Origin of the sequence: Flavobacterium sp., from assembly GCF_043760115.1 — a bacterium.
Lineage (GTDB): Bacteria > Bacteroidota > Bacteroidia > Flavobacteriales > Flavobacteriaceae > Flavobacterium.
The window spans coordinates 1-17,871 of record NZ_JAYUPK010000021.1; the positions used below are offsets into that span (position 1 = coordinate 1).

Annotated in this window: 14 protein-coding genes; 1 reads left to right on the forward strand and 13 read right to left on the reverse strand. The window is 29.8% G+C overall.

Features of this window, described 5'->3' with window-relative positions; genetic code table 11:
* Nucleotides 1-223: 223 nt before the first annotated feature.
* Nucleotides 224-739 (reverse strand): PAS domain-containing protein, encoded by a 516-nt coding sequence (locus tag ACH2BC_RS01665; RefSeq protein WP_395052230.1) that lies wholly within the window; start codon nt 737-739, stop codon nt 224-226.
* 85 nt (nt 740-824) lie between these two features.
* Complete coding sequence (gene dinB / locus ACH2BC_RS01670; RefSeq protein WP_395052231.1) at nt 825-1,907, reverse strand: DNA polymerase IV; 1,083 nt, start codon at nt 1,905-1,907, stop codon at nt 825-827.
* Between the two features lie 93 nt (nt 1,908-2,000).
* Between dinB and ACH2BC_RS01675 the strand changes: the two genes are divergently transcribed.
* Nucleotides 2,001-2,468, forward strand: a complete 468-nt coding sequence (locus ACH2BC_RS01675) for a CYTH domain-containing protein (RefSeq protein ID WP_395052232.1) — start codon at nt 2,001-2,003, stop codon at nt 2,466-2,468.
* Here ACH2BC_RS01675 and ACH2BC_RS01680 read toward each other — a convergent pair whose 3' ends face one another.
* The 11 genes from ACH2BC_RS01680 to ACH2BC_RS01730 form a co-directional block, all read right to left on the reverse strand.
* Entirely contained in the window at nt 2,469-2,954 is a 486-nt protein-coding gene (locus ACH2BC_RS01680; protein WP_395052233.1) for a septal ring lytic transglycosylase RlpA family protein, read from the reverse strand.
* Between the two features lie 109 nt (nt 2,955-3,063).
* Nucleotides 3,064-3,486 (reverse strand): hypothetical protein, encoded by a 423-nt coding sequence (locus ACH2BC_RS01685; protein WP_395052234.1) that lies wholly within the window; start codon nt 3,484-3,486, stop codon nt 3,064-3,066.
* A gap of 99 nt (nt 3,487-3,585) precedes the next feature.
* On the reverse strand, nt 3,586-6,870 hold the full coding sequence (locus ACH2BC_RS01690; protein WP_395052235.1) for a TonB-dependent receptor domain-containing protein: 3,285 nt from the start codon (nt 6,868-6,870) through the stop codon (nt 3,586-3,588).
* 222 nt (nt 6,871-7,092) lie between these two features.
* A complete protein-coding gene (pgi, locus tag ACH2BC_RS01695; RefSeq protein WP_395052236.1) occupies nt 7,093-8,730 on the reverse strand; it encodes a glucose-6-phosphate isomerase in 1,638 nt (545 codons plus the stop codon).
* 959 nt (nt 8,731-9,689) lie between these two features.
* Nucleotides 9,690-10,916, reverse strand: a complete 1,227-nt coding sequence (locus ACH2BC_RS01700) for a peptidoglycan DD-metalloendopeptidase family protein (protein WP_395052237.1) — start codon at nt 10,914-10,916, stop codon at nt 9,690-9,692.
* A gap of 16 nt (nt 10,917-10,932) precedes the next feature.
* Entirely contained in the window at nt 10,933-11,862 is a 930-nt protein-coding gene (locus tag ACH2BC_RS01705) for a tryptophan 2,3-dioxygenase family protein (RefSeq protein WP_395052238.1), read from the reverse strand.
* 3 nt (nt 11,863-11,865) lie between these two features.
* The gene (locus ACH2BC_RS01710) at nt 11,866-12,639 is read right to left on the reverse strand and encodes a DUF3108 domain-containing protein (protein WP_395052239.1); all 774 of its coding nucleotides are present in this window, start codon (nt 12,637-12,639) and stop codon (nt 11,866-11,868) included.
* A gap of 357 nt (nt 12,640-12,996) precedes the next feature.
* The gene (locus ACH2BC_RS01715) at nt 12,997-13,524 is read right to left on the reverse strand and encodes a Uma2 family endonuclease (protein WP_395052240.1); all 528 of its coding nucleotides are present in this window, start codon (nt 13,522-13,524) and stop codon (nt 12,997-12,999) included.
* Nucleotides 13,525-13,684: 160 nt separating this feature from the next.
* Complete coding sequence (gene hppD / locus ACH2BC_RS01720) at nt 13,685-14,845, reverse strand: 4-hydroxyphenylpyruvate dioxygenase (protein WP_395052241.1); 1,161 nt, start codon at nt 14,843-14,845, stop codon at nt 13,685-13,687.
* Between the two features lie 177 nt (nt 14,846-15,022).
* The gene (locus tag ACH2BC_RS01725; protein ID WP_395052282.1) at nt 15,023-16,180 is read right to left on the reverse strand and encodes a homogentisate 1,2-dioxygenase; all 1,158 of its coding nucleotides are present in this window, start codon (nt 16,178-16,180) and stop codon (nt 15,023-15,025) included.
* A 183-nt stretch (nt 16,181-16,363) separates the two neighbouring features.
* Entirely contained in the window at nt 16,364-17,815 is a 1,452-nt protein-coding gene (locus ACH2BC_RS01730; RefSeq protein WP_395052242.1) for an amino acid permease, read from the reverse strand.
* Nucleotides 17,816-17,871: the final 56 nt, after the last annotated feature.

A 17,871-nucleotide genomic window follows, 5' to 3' on the forward strand; every position in this document is an offset into this window, starting at 1 on the left:
TATAAGGTATATTTCGCCAACACAAATTAAAGTAAAATTATATCGTGACGGCAAATCATTTTACATTGATGGCAATTTTGATGTGCCAGAAGTACCAACGGTTCCATTTTTTGAATATATAATGAATAAAATTTAAAGAGTAATATTTCTACAGCTATATTTATACTAAAAGCGTCAATCTTTCGATTGACGCTTTTTTTATGAAATAATATTTCTTAATTATCTATGCAGCAATTTTTTCAAAAGCTATAAAATTAGTAAGTACACCTTTTTTATTAAAAATAGGATAACCTTTAATATGGCATTTATATAACGAACCATCTTTACAATAATTCATTATAGTTTTTTCAAATGATTGTTGCGTTTTAACTGCTATGCTTATCTCTCTAGAAATCGTATCATCAGTTAAATCTCCTTGAAACATTTTAGGAGAATTTCCTATAACTTCGTTTGGAACATAACCGTTCATTTTTATCATGTTTTTAGAAGCAAAAACAATATTAAGAGTTGCATCTGTAACAACAATAACAGTTTCATCATTCAGTTCTTCTTGAAAACTCCAATTGGTATTCCAATTATTATTGGTAACTATTGCATCTAACAAAGTAGTATCTGACAAAGAAGTTTTTAATTTTTCGAAATAATTTCCATAAAAACTCCAACACTTTAAAGGCGATTTATTAATCTTTAATGTCTTGAAATATTTCTCGATTGCGTTTTCGTATTCTTTAAATTCCATTGTATTACATTCTTAAATTTCGCCAAATATATATGATTTATAATTGGTTACATATTACTAATTAAAGTTTAACTTTTGTTGAATGTTAGAAATCAAATCGCAATTGCACTACAACCGATTTTTTAAGGTCTGTATTCAAGTTATTGACAGATATTCCTAATAATCTAACCGATTCTTTCATTCGTTCTTGAAACAATAATTCGGTTGCTGTTTCTGCCAACAATCCTTTATCAGAAATGAAATAAGGCAAGGTTTTACTGCGAGTTTGGGTTGTAAAATCGCTATACTTAATTTTCAAAGTAATGGTTTTTCCAGATAATTTATACTTTTTTAAACGTTTTTCAAGTTCGCCAGCAATTTGTACCAACTTTTCTTGCATAAAAATTTCTGAAGTCAAATTTTCGTTAAACGTATGTTCTGCTGCAACAGATTTAGAAACTCTATTAGGTTTTACTTCGCTGTTGTGAATTCCTCTAACAATATTGTAGTAAAACGAACCACTTTTTCCAAAATGTTCTTCAAGATATTCTTGCGATTTAGTTTTTAAATCTTTACCTGTAAAAATACCATGTTGGTACATTTTTTCTTTGGTAACTTTCCCAATTCCGTAGAATTTTTTTATTTCTAATTGTTCTAAAAAGTCAATAACCTCATCAGGATTTACTGTTTTTTGTCCGTTGGGTTTATTGTAATCCGACGCAATTTTGGCAACAAATTTATTTACAGAAATTCCTGCCGAAGCTGTAAGTCCAACTTCTTCTTGAATTCGTTTTCTAATTTCTTGTGCTAGTAAAGTGGCGCTTGGATTTCCTTTTTTATTATGAGTTACATCAAGATAAGCTTCGTCAAGCGAAAGTGGTTCAACCAAATCGGTATAATCAAAAAATATTTTTCTAATTTGCTGAGAGATTTCTTTATAACGATCAAATCTTGGTCTAACAAAAATTAAATCTGGACAATTTCTTGCTGCTTGAACACCACTCATTGCGCTTCTTACTCCAAATTTTCGTGCTTCATAACTTGCCGCAGAAACTACACCACGAGTTTCGCTTCCACCAACGGCAAGAGGTTTTCCTTTTAATTCAGGAAAATCCATTTGTTCTACAGAAGCATAAAAAGCATCCATATCTACGTGAATTATTTTGCGGTATTTTATTTCTTCAGTCACATTACAAATTTAGTTTTTTTATTTTCTGATTTTGAAAATGATTTGACACATTATAACTTTTGAAATCGTATTTTTGATGAAAAGTAATTATTTATGATTGAAATAGAACGAAAATATTTGGTGAATTCATTAGATTTTAAAGAACAATACTTCAAGAAAAGTGAGATTGCTCAAGGTTATATTTCATCGAATCCAGAACGAACTGTACGAATAAGAATTAAAGCAGAAAAAGGATTTCTAACCATAAAAGGAAAAGGAAATGAAAGCGGAGCAACACGACTAGAATGGGAAAAAGAAATTCCTGTTGATGAAGCCAAAGAATTATTAAAACTATGCGAAAAAGGAATTATAAAAAAAACTCGTTACGAAATACAATCTGGCAAACACATTGTAGAAGTTGATGTTTTTTATGGTGAAAACGAAGGATTAATTATTGCAGAAATAGAATTAGAAAACGAAAATGAAACCATTGTAAAACCAAATTGGCTTGGAGAAGAAGTTACAAATGATGAACGTTATTATAACGCTTTTTTAAGCAAAAATCCTTTTAAAAGTTGGTAATTATTTTTGCAAAGTTTCTAATGTTACAACAGCTTTTCCTCCAGCAGTGCTTCCGCAGATTGATATAAATGCTTTTTTAGACAAATCTATTTCTCTACCTTTTACAAATGGTCCACGATCGGTAATTTCTACTACAACTGATTTTCCGTTTTTTTCGTTGGTTACTTTAACTTTGGTTCCAAAAGGTAATTTCTTGTGCGCTGCAGTTAACTTATTCATATCATAAATCTTACCGCTTGCGGTTCTTTTTCCGTGAAAACGTTCGGCATAATAAGATGCGTGTGCCTTAGTTTTAAAAGGTTTAAACTTTCCTTTATAGACAATAACAGAATCTGTTTTTACAACTTCAACTTTATCTTTTTTAAGTGTATCTTGCTTTACTTTTTTTATTTCTTCTTGTTCTATTGTCTTCGGCTTGAAGGTAAAACCACTTAACAATAGAAAAAAAGATAAAATAACAATTAGTATGTAGGTGTATTTTTTCATTTTATAGATATTAAATTAAACTTACAAAAACAGTGCCTTTGTAGAAATTATAATGTAAAAAAGCGTTTTATACACTGATAAAAAGTATAATTTTAGAACTTGAATGTCTTTATTTAATCCATAAAGACCAAGGAATTTTAGAAAGGATTAAAAGTAATCCTAATCCAAAAAATATAAATATAAACTTAAATTTAGATTCACTAGAAAGAGCTTTTTTATGTTTAGACCAACCTATTGTAATTAAAGTAATTGCAATTATATTAGTTAATGGATGTTCTAATGAAGTTAATCTTGCAGTTTTTTCCATATTTCCTAAAAGTGCAAAACCTACAGGCGAAACAAAATATAAAATTAACCCAACAACAAGTTGAATATGTGTTACGATTAATCCGAAAAGTGCAATTTTTTTATCTTTGGATGTAAATTCTTTTTTAGAAACGAAGCCAATTAATGAATTTAAAACAACAACAACAAGTAATAAAAGTGCTAAGTAAGCCCAACCTGAGTGAAATTTTTGAATAAAAGTATACATAAGTAAATTTTTGGTTGAAACAAATATAAAGAAAAAAAGACGAAAAAAAAAGGCATTCTTGGTTAAGAATGCCTTTTTAGAATTATAATATTTAAAGTATTAGTTAAAAGTATATCTAACTCCAACTTGCATTTGCCATCTTGAAGATTGTAAACCTGCATCGTCAACTTGATTTAAAGTTTCTCCTGCTGCTGGTTTAAAGTTAAAGGTTGGTGTTGTGTTATCTGCTAAGAAACCTACCTGATTTATTAATAAAACTTGGTCATTTGTAGCAAAATATCTTCTTCCCCAATCTTTATTGATAAGGTTTGTAAAGTTAAATATGTCTGCAGAAATTTCTAAAGCATGTTTAGATTTTCCAACATTTATTGAAAATTCTTGAGCAAATTTAAAATCAACAATATGACTCCAATTTAATCTACTTCCATTTCTTTCTGCATATTGACCTCTTCTACTGCTTAAATATTCATTACTTTCTATATAACTATTTAATGCATCCCATTGTTGTTGAGGAGTTAATCCAGTAGAAGCATCTGCAACTAAAACAATATCACTTTGCTTTGCTGGTACATAAATTAATGCTGAATTAGAGAAAGTATCTCTTAAAATATTTCCAAAATCGTTATAAACATAACTTACTGGAGTACCCTGAGCTCCTTCGTAAAAGAAACCAAATTTAGATTTAGTATTTTTTGTCCATTTTAATGTTACAAATGAATTTCCTAAAACTCTATGTCCTTGTGAAAAATCTGACATTGAAGTTCCTGAAACTTTATTTGATCCGTTTACTGTTTCTATATTGTTCCATTGAGAAGCATTTACAGATGAAGTTGCATCATATAACACTGTTGAATTTCCATAGGCATACGTACCAGAAAGATTTAAATCTGCAAAACTTGATTTAAAGTTTTTAGATAATGTAAAAGAGGTATTCCAAGCTTCACCTTCACTAGTATTACTTGCTAAGAAAATCCCTAAATATTTAGAATCTACTCTTGTTGTACTGTATCTTGGTCTTACATCAGCTCCAGTTGTAAAAACAGTTGGTTCGCTTAAGTTTAAGTTTTCATATCTAATACCGCTAATGTTATCATTATAGGTAATATCCGCAGAAAATAATATTCCGTATGGTAATTTTTGATCTACTGCGAAACTTGCTTTAAAAACTTGTGGTAATCTAAAGTCTTTGGCAAAAATATCAATATTTCCTCCAGTTGCACCAGAACCAGGAACTGGCGCAATTGTTGCAGGTAATGTACTAATTTGACTTTGTACACTTGGATTAGGATTAAATGTTGGCATATTAACATTAGTAGTTCCAGTAATTTGAACTGCACCTTGAGTTAAACCATTATTGTTATAAGTTCCACCTGGCCATACTAAAGGTAATCTAGAAGTAAAAATTCCTAATCCACCTCTAAACTGAGTTTTTCTATTACCGTTTAAATCGTAATTAAATCCTAATCTTGGAGAAAGGTGTGCATAATTATCAATTTTTTGTCCCACTTTAGCACCTTGTAATTTTTTTCCTGCCGCTTCTAATAAACCAATTGTTCTATTATTAAAATCGTCATTTACTAAACCATCTTCCCATACTGGTACATCTACTCTAATACCGAAAGTTAGTTTTAAGTTGTTAGCAACTTTAAATTCGTCTTGAATGTAACCTCCAAATTGCATCACGTCAAACTCTGCTGCACCAAGAGATTCATCACCTGTTCCTCCAATTAATGAGTAATTAATTCTAAATCTGTTTGGCTTTCCGTTTGTTAAAAACGAATTGAAATTAGAATATCTATATTCTCCATAATTTCTTTGGAAAAATACATTTTTAGCACTTGAAAACTCATTATGTGTTCCAATTGTAATATTGTGTCTTCCTGTATTTATTTCAAAATTATCTGTAAGAGTTAGGATGTCTTGCTCTAATAAATTGGCCGTTGAATTAGATTCTGATCCTATAAAAATTGATCCTGCACCATCTTGTATTGAGATACTAGGAAATGGATCTCCATTAGCATCTCTATCATCAACAACATTAGTGTAACCTAAAACTAGGTTATTAGAATATTTATTGTTAAATCTAGTATTTAATTCTAAAGAAGTTGAATTTGTTGTAGATTTAAAATCTTGAGCACCGTTTTCAAAGTTTATAGAACTTCTAGTTGAACCAAAAGGTGATACGTTTCTTGCGGATACATAACTATGTTTAACAGCAAGTTTGTTTTTATCATTTATGTTCCAGTCAATTTTAGCTATTAATTTATCACTTACTAAAGTTGATAAGTTGTTTCTATAATCGCCTGTTTTATAACCAAAAGCAGTAGATAAATAATCTTGCAATTGTTGTATTTTAGTTGCAGCAAGAGCACCATCATATACTGTAGAACCAGTTGCAAAACCAATACCTCCAACGTAATTGTTAATATCAAAAGGTTGAGGAGTTTCATTATCTTGTCTTTCGTAGTTGATAAAATAAAATAATTTATCTTTTTTTATTGCTCCACCAGCTCTAACTCCGTAAGTTCTTGCAGTAAAATCTCCTAATTTTTTTCTTTCTCCACCATTAGCAATACTAACAGGAGTTTTTCCAGCTAAAGTTTCATCTCTATTAAAGAAATATGCTGATCCTTCAAATTTATTTGTTCCAGATTTGGTTATTGCACTTATTGCTCCACCAGCAAAACCTGATAATTTAACATCAAATGGTGCAACACTTACTTGAACTTGATCAATTGCATCTAATGAAATTGGGCTTACACCAGTTTGTCCACCATTTGTACCATTTGAAGCTAATCCAAATACGTCATTATTAACAGCTCCATCAATATAAATTGCATTGTATCTATTATTTTGACCACCAATAGATATTACATCATCGCCTCTTATTTGAACTTGAGGTGTTAATCTTGCAAAATCGGCAATGTTTCTAGAAAGAGATGGTAATGCATTTAATTTTCTTGAATCAATAATTGTTTGAGCTCCAGTTTTTTTAGAGTTAAAAGCATTATCTTGAACAATTACAACTTCTTCTAACTGATTTAATTCAGTTTCTAATGCAATTGATAAATTTTGAGATTCTCCTAATTGTAGAAAAACATCTGAAATTACTTTAGTTTTAAAACCAATATAACTTGCTGTTATTTCATATGGTCCACCAACTCTCATGTTAGATATTCTAAAAAAACCATCTACATCTGTAGAAGCAGAATATTTTGTTCCTGATGGTGTGTGAACTGCAACTAAAGAAGCTCCAATTAAAGATTCTCCTTTTGCTTCAGAAATTTTTCCATTAATGGATGAGTTAGTACTTCCTTGAGAAAATACTGTAGATACTACAATAAGCAGTAATCCAGTGAATGCCCATTTCTTAAAATTCTTCATTTTATAATTTGTTAAAATTTTAATGCAAAATTCCGATATTATATCCTATTTAATGTTAAGTTAATGTTAACAAAGATTGAAACTTTGATTAATTATCAATAGATTAAAGTAAACTTATAATTTTTTTAAAAATTCTATACATATTAACATATTTAAACTAAAAACCTCGATTTATTGTTAAATTGAGGTTTAAAAAGTGAGTGTTTCACATTTTTAACAATATTATTTCAAATAATGTTTTAAAAGAAAATTAGTTGAACTATCGTGTTTATTGACAGATTTACTTTCAATTTCTGCAAGTATTGAATTTGCTAATTGCTTGCCCAATTCTACACCCATTTGATCGTAACTAAAAATGTTCCAAATAATTCCTTGTACAAAAATTTTATGTTCATACATTGATACAAGTGAACCCAAAGATTCTGGTGTTAATTTTTGAATTAACAATGTATTTGTTGGCTTGTTTCCTTTAAAAACTTTAAAGGGTTTTAAATAATCTGATTTAGATTTTTCTAGGTTTTGTTCATCAAATTCTGATTGCACTTGTTCGGCATTTTTTCCGTTTAATAATGCTTCTGTTTGAGCGAAAAAATTGGACATTAATTTATTGTGATGGTCTTGATTGCCATAAAGTGGTTTTACAAATCCAATAAAATCGGTAGGAATTAATTTTGTGCCTTGATGTATTAGTTGAAAAAATGCGTGTTGCGAATTGGTTCCTGGTTCGCCCCAAATTATAGTTCCAGTTTGATAATTTACTGGTTTTCCGTCACGACCAATGCTTTTTCCGTTGCTCTCCATAATTCCTTGTTGCAAGTATGGCGCTAATTTTTGTAAATATTGTGTATATGGAATTAAAGCTTCGCTTTCTGCACCAAAAAAATTATTGTACCAAACGCTAATTAATGCAAGAATGACAGGAATGTTTTTATTAAATGATTCGTTTTTAAAATGGTTGTCCATTTGGTTAGCGCCTTTTAATAATTTGTTGAAATTATCAAATCCCACTGCTAAACTTATTGATAAACCAACGGCTGACCAAAGTGAAAATCGTCCTCCAACCCAATCCCACATTGGGAAAATATTGTTTTTGTCAATGCCAAACTCAGTTACTTTTTGAATATTAGTTGAAACCGCAACAAAATGTTTAGCAACATCTTGTTGTGTTGCTGATTGCAAAAACCAAGTTCTAATAGTTTGTGAATTGGTTAATGTTTCTTGTGTTGTAAAGGTTTTAGACACAATTACAAAAAGTGTTGTTTCTGGATTTAATTTCTTGATTATTTCGTTTACGTGATCGCCATCTACATTGGAAACGAAATGCAGGTTTAAATGATTTTTATAGAATTGTAATGCTTCTACAACCATTGCTGGACCTAAATCTGAACCGCCAATTCCTATGTTTACAACATCGGTAAATGGTTTATTTGTATATCCTTTTCTTTCGCCAGAAAGTATTTGATTGGTAAAAATTTCTATTTCTTTTTTTACTTGATAAATTTCGGGAATTATGTTTTTATTGTCTACTAAAACAGTTGCTGTTTCTGGAGCTCGTAATGCTGTATGAAGTACTGCTCTTTCTTCTGTTTGATTAATTGATTCTCCAGAAAATTGTTGAAAAATTGCTTCTTTTAAATGAACTTCTTCTGCTAGTTTTAATAATAAATCTAAAGTAGTTTGATTGATGTTATTTTTAGAATAATCTACTAAAAAATCGTTCCATTGTATGTGAAATTTTTCGGCTCTTGTTGCATCATTTTGAAACATTTCTTTAATAGAATTGTTTTGCATTGATAGGTAATGATTTTGTAATTCTTGCCAAGATTTGGTTTGCGTTGGGTTTATTTTTTTTAATGCCATTTTATGATTTTTTAGAAATGCAAATTTAGTTAAAATTTGTAGATTTTGGATTTGATGATTTTTAGATACAAATCCTCCAGAAAGGCGGACAGTTTCACGAATTATCACGAATTTTTTGAGGTTTGGATTTCACTAATTTTATCCTTCGGATTGTTTTTGAAACAAATTTTTAATAAATAGACACGAATTCTAAAAAAGATAAACACGAATTTTCACGAATTTTTTGAGATTTGGATTTCACTAATTTAATTCTTTGGATTGTTTTTTTGTAACAAATTTTTAATAAATAGACACGAATTTCACGAATTATCACGAATTTTTTGAGGTTTGGATTTCACTAATTTAATCCTTCGGATTGTTTTTTTGCAACAAATTTTTAAAAAAGCAAACACGAATTTCACGAATTATCACGAATTTTTTGAGGTTTGGATTTCACTAATTTTATCCTTTGGATTGTTTTTTTGCAACAAATTTTTAATAAATAGACACGAATTCTACAAAAGATAAACACGAATTTCACGAATTATCACGATTTTTTTGTGATTTTGATTTCACTAATTTTATCCTTCGGATTTTTGTTTTGAAACAAGTTTTTAAAAAAGTAAACACGAATTATCACGAATTATCACGAATTTTTTTAGTTTGGATTTTACTAATTTAATTCTTTGGATTGTTTTTTTTATAAGTAAATTGTAAAAGTTTCGTTTTTAAATTATACCTAACAGGTTAAAAAAAACCTGTTAGGATATTAAAAATAGTACTGTTTGGTTTTATGAGTTTGGAAAATACTTATGAAAAATTACTTGATTTTTAGCCCAGAATGCAATGAAAATCTTTGTGAAAAGAAATGCTAATTTTTCCTTGCTGTAAAAAAGCGACTGCAAGAAGCTCTTTTTATGGCTTAGAAAAATAGCAGTTATTGAACAAAATTGTAATGGAATGCTGGAAGTTGCTTCTAATTAAAGTGAGTTGAATTTTATGCTGAGAACACTGTCTAATTCTTGTTTTAATGGTCGTATTTGGTCTTTAAATCTTGGTAAGTCATAGTATTCCATTGGTTGCGAGTTTGGCAATTTAAGTTTTAATGCGTCTACTTGAACTCCGTTTTTCCAGAATCGATAGCATACATGTGGTCCGGTTGCTAAACCTGTACTGCCTACTTTTCCTAAAACGTCGCCTTGTTTTACTCGTTGTCCGCGTTTTACAAGTATTTTAGACATGTGTAAATATTGTGTGGAATAGGTATTGTCGTGTTTTACTTTTACAAAATTTCCGTTTCCTGCTGTGTAACCTGCTTGTTCTACTATGCCAGTTGCGGTTGTCATAATTGGCGTTCCTGTTGGCGCTGCATAATCTGTTCCGTTGTGTGGTTTAAATTTTAATTGTACAGGATGAAAACGGTTTTTAGAAAATTTGGATGTAATGTGGATGAATTTTAATGGCGCTTTTAGAAAAAAGTTTTTTAGGGCTTTTCCTTCTTCGTCATAATAATCTGTCTTGCCGTTGGTTTCTTGTTGAAATGGAAAGGCATAAATTTTTTCGTCTTTGTATTCAAAATAGGCAGCGCGAAGACTATCTATTCCATCGTAAAGTGTATCGTTTATATATCTTTCGGTAAAACTTAGCGCAAATTTATCTCCTTTTTTAAGTTTGAAAAAATCTATTGACCAAGCATAGACTTTCATTAATTTTTTAGATAATGATGCGTCGATTTTTTCTTTTTTAAGAGTTGATGCTAATGAACCACTAAGTTGTCCTGCAATGGTTCTTATTTTAAATGTTAATGGTCTTGATTTTTTAAATCCTATTACTGAATCTGTTAAATCGACCAAATAATAGTCTAATCTATTGGGTTGATAGATTAAATAGTGCAATTTATTGTATTTATTTTTAGATCGTAAAGCTACATAAGGTCTTTTAAATCTAACATCTGTTGGAAAAGAATCTTTAATGATTTTTAGTATTTCTGATGCTTTTCTTCCATTAAGATTTTGCTTTTTTAAGATTCTTTCAAAAGTGTCTTGCGCTTGAATTGTGTCGTAATGTACATTGTAATCGTCATATTTAAAACCGAAATCTACAATGGGTTTTTGAGGTTCAATGTCTTCAATAATGTATTCTTCTTGTTCTTTTTTACAAGAAAAGAGAGTTGTTATTACTAGTAAGATTAAAAATATTTTTCTCAAATTGAGTTGTTGTATTTTAATTTTCTTCGCCCCAATTTTTTAGTTCTTCTTCGCTCCAAAGTTCGGGAAAAAATATTCGACGTTGGTATTTTGGATGCATGTATTTTTTCCAATCGCTTCCGCCAGTTGCTTCTGCAATGCCTTGTCCGCTTTCTATATATTTTTTGGCTGTATTTAAATGTTGCATTACCCAAGTTATATTTACAGTTTTGTCATAATGACGCATTGCTGCAATTAAATCTTGATTTTGTTGATCTTGTTGTGGTAATTGCTTAAATTTTTGCCAAATATTTGTGGTGTTGTATTCTTCCATATTGCGAAGAAACTCTGCTTTATATTTTCTTTCAAATTCTAAAATTAAGAAACTTTTTTCTCCAGTTTTATAATCTTTTCCTGCAGCTTGCCAGTATAAATGTTCAAAGGCGTGCGAATATGGAGTATTTCTATCTATTGTTGCACGAAATCTATAATCTATAAGGTTTATTAAATCTGTAGAAGCAAATTCTATTAATCTGTATTGTGCACTTTGAAAACCACTTGCTGGTGTTAGTGTATTTCTAAATTTCATATATTGCTCTACTTCCATTCCGTCGCCCATAATATCGAAAGATGTGGTTAGCATATCAAAATATCTAGAAACTCGCATTACTCTTTCTGTAAAAAACTTGGTAGAAGGATTTTGGCAAGTTGTTACTTGATTTATTTCCCACAGAATCATTTTAAACAATAACTCATTGACTTGATGGTACATAATAAAAACCATTTCGTCTGGCAAAATGGTTCTTTGAGTTTGTAAATTTAGTAAAGCATCTGTTTGAATATAATCCCAATAGGTTATAGGTTTAGACCATAAAAGACCTTCAAGATGTGTTTGGGTTTTTTGGTTTATTGCTTCAAACTTTTTTTCTAAATTTTCAAGTATTTCTTGTGATATTTTTTCACTCATTATTTAATCTACTTTTACCATAAATGGATTTTTTAATCCTTTAAAAGATTCTAAATCTGCTTTAATAGAACCAACGGCTAGCTCTGCCTTGATTCTAACAGGAAGTTTATTATCGTCATTGGTAATCCAAACGGTTAAACTTTCTTCTTCTTTAAAAACTCGACCAGATTGTACAAGTGGTCTAAACATTAATGTAGAAGTGGTACCAAATTTAGTTTTTATATCTTCTTTACCTATGAATTTTAACTTAAATTTTGTTGTTTCATCATCAAAAAACATATCAACAGCTATTGCTTCGCCAACTTTTAACTTATCAACGTTGGGATGATTTCTTAAAAAATAGAATGTTGAGATAATATCTTGAACATTTTCTGATACAGAATATGACTTTTCAGTTTTATCTTTATAATTTTTTACTAGAACTTTATTGGTAGCTTGATTAAAAAAACCTTCTTGATCTTTTTTATATCCGCCTTCGTTAATTTTTCTAACAAATTGGTACGGTTGATTGGTTTCTTTATCAAAATAACTTTCATAATTATCGTCTACTTTAAAAAAGAAACGAGACATTCCAGTGGTATAACCTTTGCCAATTGCGTGAAACACTTTTTTATTATTTTTTACTGCTTCTTTAACTTCTAGAGTTGCATAACCAGCATTTATAAGACCATAATGAATTCTAAATTTAAACCATTCGCCAACTTGAAAGGCATCTTCTTTTTGGGTATCAAAACTAACTGTTAAAAAAAGTAGGGCTAAAGCAATAATTTTTTTCATAAAATTTTTAAATAGATTTAGTAACTATAATGCAAATTTTGTTCCAAATGTATAAAAACAAAAAAACCCAGTCAACAAATGACTGAGTTTTTATGCTATTAACCAACCAAAAAACTATAAATTATGAAATTTATATAAAAATTGAAGGAAACCACTCCTTCTCTTTTTGATGGTACAAAGATACTATGATCTTTGAATTATTCTTATAAAAAAATTGACTTTAACATATTTTTATCAATAGCAATGTCACTACAACGTTGTATTCTGTTAATTCTTTAATAAATTTAGATATTTTTAAATGAATGCTTTAATTGTTTAAGAAGTGAAACATATTGATTATTGAATTTTAATGTTATTTTATTTCCAAATTTCGTCATAATCAAAGTTGATTTCACAGTCTTTATCAATGTGAAAAACATTTTTATCTACCTGTTTATAATAATTATCAACTAATTCAAAAACCTCAACTGTTTTTTTATTATAATCTGCTAAAAGATAATATTTTACACCTTGTTCTCTGTATAGTTCAAATTTAATAACGCGATCTTTTTTTATTGATGATGGAGAAATTATTTCTAAAACCAAAACTGGTGGAAATTCTAGATATTCATTAGTTGTACTGCCACAAATAATCATCATATCTGGTCGAACAACTGTTTCTTCACTAATTTTCCAATCTAATTCTGAAAATAGCAAGCAGTCACAATCTTTATTTTTTTTTAGCGCATCTTTTCCTTGATATATAAAATTCATAATTGCCAAATTATGTCTAGGTGTTGGTGATGGCAACATTTGAAATGGATAACCATCAACTAGCTCCCAATCTTCTTTCCAGTTTTTATAATCGTTGTAGGTATATCTTGGTACTTGAAATCGTGATTCCATAATAATTAAATTTAAACAAAGTTACAGTTAACTATTTAATTTATATTATTTTGCAATAAAATAGTTTCTTATACATTTTACTTGTTTTTCAACTTTTATTTTACTTTTTTCTAACTTTGTTAAAGTTTAGAACTTTGACAAAGTTTAATAAATATTTGTTTTACAACGTTCCTCTCAAAGCTTGTTCACGTTCTATAGATTCAAAAAGTGCTTTAAAATTTCCTGCTCCAAAACCTTTTGCTCCCATTCTTTGAATAATTTCAAAAAATAATGTTGGTCTGTCTTGAACTGGTTTTGTAAATATTTGAAGTAAATAACCATCTTCATCAGCATCAACCATTATGGCTAATTTTTCTATTTCGTTTATGTCTTCTTTCATCATATCCATGTGTACGCCCAAACGTTCAGGAATAGCTTGATAGTACGTATGCGGTGGCGCAGAAAGAAAATCAACTCCTCGAGAACGCAACTCGGAAACCGTTTTTATTATATCGTCTGTTGCAATGGCAATGTGTTGAATTCCTGGTCCGCCATAAAAATCTAAATATTCTTCTATTTGCGATTTTTTCTTTCCTTCTGCTGGTTCGTTTATTGGAAATTTAATTCTTCCGTTTCCGTTACTCATTACTTTACTCATTAATGCTGAATATTCAGTATTAATTTGTTTATCATCAAACGATAAAAAATTTACAAATCCCATTACGTCTTCGTAGAATTTTACCCAAGTATTCATTTCGTTCCAACCTACGTTTCCAACCATGTGATCTATATATTTTAAACCAGTTGTTGTTGGATTGTAGTCTGATTTCCATTCTTTATAACCAGGAAGAAAAATGCCTTTATAGTTTTTTCTTTCTACAAATATGTGAACGGTTTCGCCATAAGTATAAATTCCAGATCTAACAACTTCGCCAAACTCATCTTTCTCAGTGGTTGGTTCCATAAACGATCTTGCACCACGTTTCATAGTTTCTACATAGGCAGAAGTTGCATCTTCTACCCAAAGTGCAGCAACTTTTACGCCATCACCATGTTTTTTTAAATGCTCGTGAATTGGTGAATCTTGCGTTAATGGTGTTGTTAAAACTAATCTTATTTTGTCTTGTTTTAACACATAACTTGTTCTGTCGCGAACTCCAGTTTCTAAACCAGCGTATGCCAAGGATTGATAACCAAATGCTGTTTTGTAATAATGCGCCGATTGTTTAGCGTTTCCAACATAAAACTCTACATAATCTGTTCCTAAAAGCGGAAGAAAATCTTGTGCGCCTTCAAATATTTTTTCTAAGCCGTATTCGACTGATTTTACTTCTTTTGACATTTTTTATTTATTTTCTTATTTGGTTAATCTTTTTTTTGATTAACTAAAAAATTTATTATTTAACGAAATTGCCTAGCCCAGATTGAAACGAAAATCCTTTTTTCAATTGCTTGGGTTAAAACCCAAAGCAATTGAAAAAAGATTGTAGTGTAAAGCTGGAAATAGCTCCTGAAAAAATTATTCTAACCAAGATTTATAATATTTTCCATCGTCAATTCCCATTGCTTCTTCGGTAACCATTAATGGACGAAATGTATCTACCATAACTGCCAATTCTTGTGTTTCTGTATGTCCAATGCTACGTTCCATTGCACCTGGAGCTGGACCATGAGGTATTCCTTTTGGATGTAATGTAATATGACCTTGTTCTATATTATTTCTTGACATAAAATCGCCATCTACATAATACAAAACCTCATCGCTATCAATATTACTGTGATTGTATGGCGCAGGAATTGATTTGGGATGATAATCATAAAGTCTTGGACAGAAGGAACATACTACAAATGTTGCTGTTTCAAATGTTTGATGAACTGGTGGCGGTTGATGAACTCGTCCTGTTATTGGTTCGAAATTGTGAATTGAAAATCCGTAAGGAAAATTATATCCATCCCAACCAACAACATCGAATGGATGTGTTGCATAAATAACTTCGTGCATCATTCCTTCTTTTTTAATTTTGATAAGAAAATTTCCTTTTTCGTCGTAAGTTTCTAACTCGGTTGGTAGTTTAAAATCTCTTTCGCAAAATGGTGAATGTTCTAAGTGTTGACCAGATTCGTTTTTATATCTTTTTGGAGTATAAAATGGTGCAAAACTTTCTACATAAAACAATCTATTTTCTTCGGTGTCAAATTGAATTTGATAAATCATTCCACGAGGAATAATTAAATAATCTCCATATTCAAATGAAATATTTCCCATCATTGTTCTTAACTTTCCTTTTCCTTTATGGATGAAAATTAGTTCGTCTGCATCGGCATTTTTATAGAAATATTCTGTTAAAGATTTTCTTGGCGCAGCTAGTCCAATTGTGCAATCTTTGTTGACCAACATTGCTTTTCTTGCATCTAAAAAATCATCTTCCGGTTTTAGTTCAAATCCTTTTAATAATAATGATTTGATGTTTTTTCCAATTGCAATTTTGGGCTCTACAGAATATGATTTTACAATTTCTTTTACTTGTGTAGGACGATGAACGTGATAAAGTAATGATGAATGTCCATGAAAACCTTCGGTACCAAACAATTGTTCGTAGTACAAACCTCCGTTTGGTTTTTCAAATTGAGTGTGACGCTTTTGAGGAAAATTTCCTAGTTTATGATATAACATCAGATTTAAGATATTAGATTTCGGATATTAGATTTCAGATTTATTAAAAAAATCTTAATTTATAACGTTGTAGCAAATATCGGAAAAAATTAATTTTGATAGTGATTTGTTGTGAATAATTTATAAAAAGAAAAAGTCTAAAATATTAATTACTATTTTAGACTTTTAATTATAAAAACTAATTATTTATTTATCTGGATTATTTAATTTACTATTTTTCTTCCCATAAATAAAATAAAATGCAACACCAATTGCCATCCATATGACTAATCTTAGCCAACTTTCATATGGTAAAGAATACATTAAATATAAACAAATTAAAACTCCCATTATTGGAACGAATGGAACAAGCGGTGTTCTAAAAGATCTTGGTGCGTCTGGTAATTTTTTTCTCATTACTAAAACTCCTATACAAACTAAAACAAAAGCTAATAGAGTTCCAATACTTACCATATGTCCTAAATCACTTACAGGTACAAATCCTGCAAAAAGACTAACAAAAACCATAAAAAATAAATTTGTTTTCCATGGTGTTCTAAATTTTGAATGTATTTCTCCAAAAAACGAAGGCAATAATCCATCTTTACTCATAGTATAAAAAACTCTGCTTTGTCCCATTAACATAACTAACATAACAGAAGTGTAACCTGCTAAAATAGCAACAATTAAACCAGTTTGTAAAAAAGTATAACCAGTTTTAGCAAATGCTGTTGCTGCAGGTTTTGCATCTCCAGCAAACTCATAATATGGAACTAAACCAGTCATTACGTGAGCAAACAAAACATACAATATAGTACATACAACTAATGAACCTAAGATTCCAATAGGCATTCCTTTTTGTGGGTTTTTTGCTTCTTGAGCTGCTGTAGAAACTGCATCAAAACCAATAAATGCGAAAAATACTGTTCCTGCTCCAGCGGCAATTCCTGACCAACCAAATTGACCTTTTATTCCTGTGTTTTCTGGTATATATGGTATATAATTTGCAGGTTCAATAAAATTCCAACCTAAAACAATAAATAAAATTACTACAGTAACTTTTAAAACTACTAAAAAATTATTAATCGATGCAGATTCTTTTGTGCCTCTAATTAATAATAAAGATAATACAGAAACTATAAATATTGCTGGTAAATTTATTATTCCACCATTTATTACAGTTCCATCACTAAGTTTTAAAGTTTCCCATGGAGAACATATAAAGTCTGGAGGTAAATGAATACCATATTTATTTAATAATTCTAATAAATATCTAGACCAACTAACTCCAACAGTTGCTGCGCCTAATGCATATTCTAAAACTAAATCCCATCCAATAATCCAAGCCATAAATTCACCCATTGTAGCATATGAATAAGTATATGCGCTTCCGGCAACAGGTATCATTGAAGCAAATTCCGCATAACACAATCCGGCAAATGCACATCCAACAGATGCTAATATAAATGATAGAGTTACTGCTGGTCCAGCATTTTCTGCTGCTGCAATTCCAGTTAAAGAAAATAATCCTGCTCCAATAATTGCACCTATTCCAAGTGCAACAAGAGATCTTGAAGATAAAGTTCTCTTTAATCCTTTTTCAGATTCTGAAGCTTCGTTTAATAATAAAGCAAGTGGTTTGGTTTTCCAAATAGACATAATGTATCTTTTTTTAATAATCTGTTCAAATATACTTTTTTTGTTTAATATTTCAC

Coding starts and splice junctions, on each gene's coding strand:
- ACH2BC_RS01665 (WP_395052230.1), bottom strand. CDS start 739: ATGGAATTTAAAGAATACGAAAACGCAATCGAGAAATATTTCAAGACA.
- ACH2BC_RS01675 (WP_395052232.1), top strand. CDS start 2,001: ATGATTGAAATAGAACGAAAATATTTGGTGAATTCATTAGATTTTAAA.
- ACH2BC_RS01680 (WP_395052233.1), bottom strand. CDS start 2,954: ATGAAAAAATACACCTACATACTAATTGTTATTTTATCTTTTTTTCTA.
- ACH2BC_RS01685 (WP_395052234.1), bottom strand. CDS start 3,486: ATGTATACTTTTATTCAAAAATTTCACTCAGGTTGGGCTTACTTAGCA.
- ACH2BC_RS01690 (WP_395052235.1), bottom strand. CDS start 6,870: ATGAAGAATTTTAAGAAATGGGCATTCACTGGATTACTGCTTATTGTA.
- pgi (WP_395052236.1), bottom strand. CDS start 8,730: ATGGCATTAAAAAAAATAAACCCAACGCAAACCAAATCTTGGCAAGAA.
- ACH2BC_RS01705 (WP_395052238.1), bottom strand. CDS start 11,862: ATGAGTGAAAAAATATCACAAGAAATACTTGAAAATTTAGAAAAAAAG.
- ACH2BC_RS01710 (WP_395052239.1), bottom strand. CDS start 12,639: ATGAAAAAAATTATTGCTTTAGCCCTACTTTTTTTAACAGTTAGTTTT.
- ACH2BC_RS01715 (WP_395052240.1), bottom strand. CDS start 13,524: ATGGAATCACGATTTCAAGTACCAAGATATACCTACAACGATTATAAA.
- hppD (WP_395052241.1), bottom strand. CDS start 14,845: ATGTCAAAAGAAGTAAAATCAGTCGAATACGGCTTAGAAAAAATATTT.
- ACH2BC_RS01730 (WP_395052242.1), bottom strand. CDS start 17,815: ATGTCTATTTGGAAAACCAAACCACTTGCTTTATTATTAAACGAAGCT.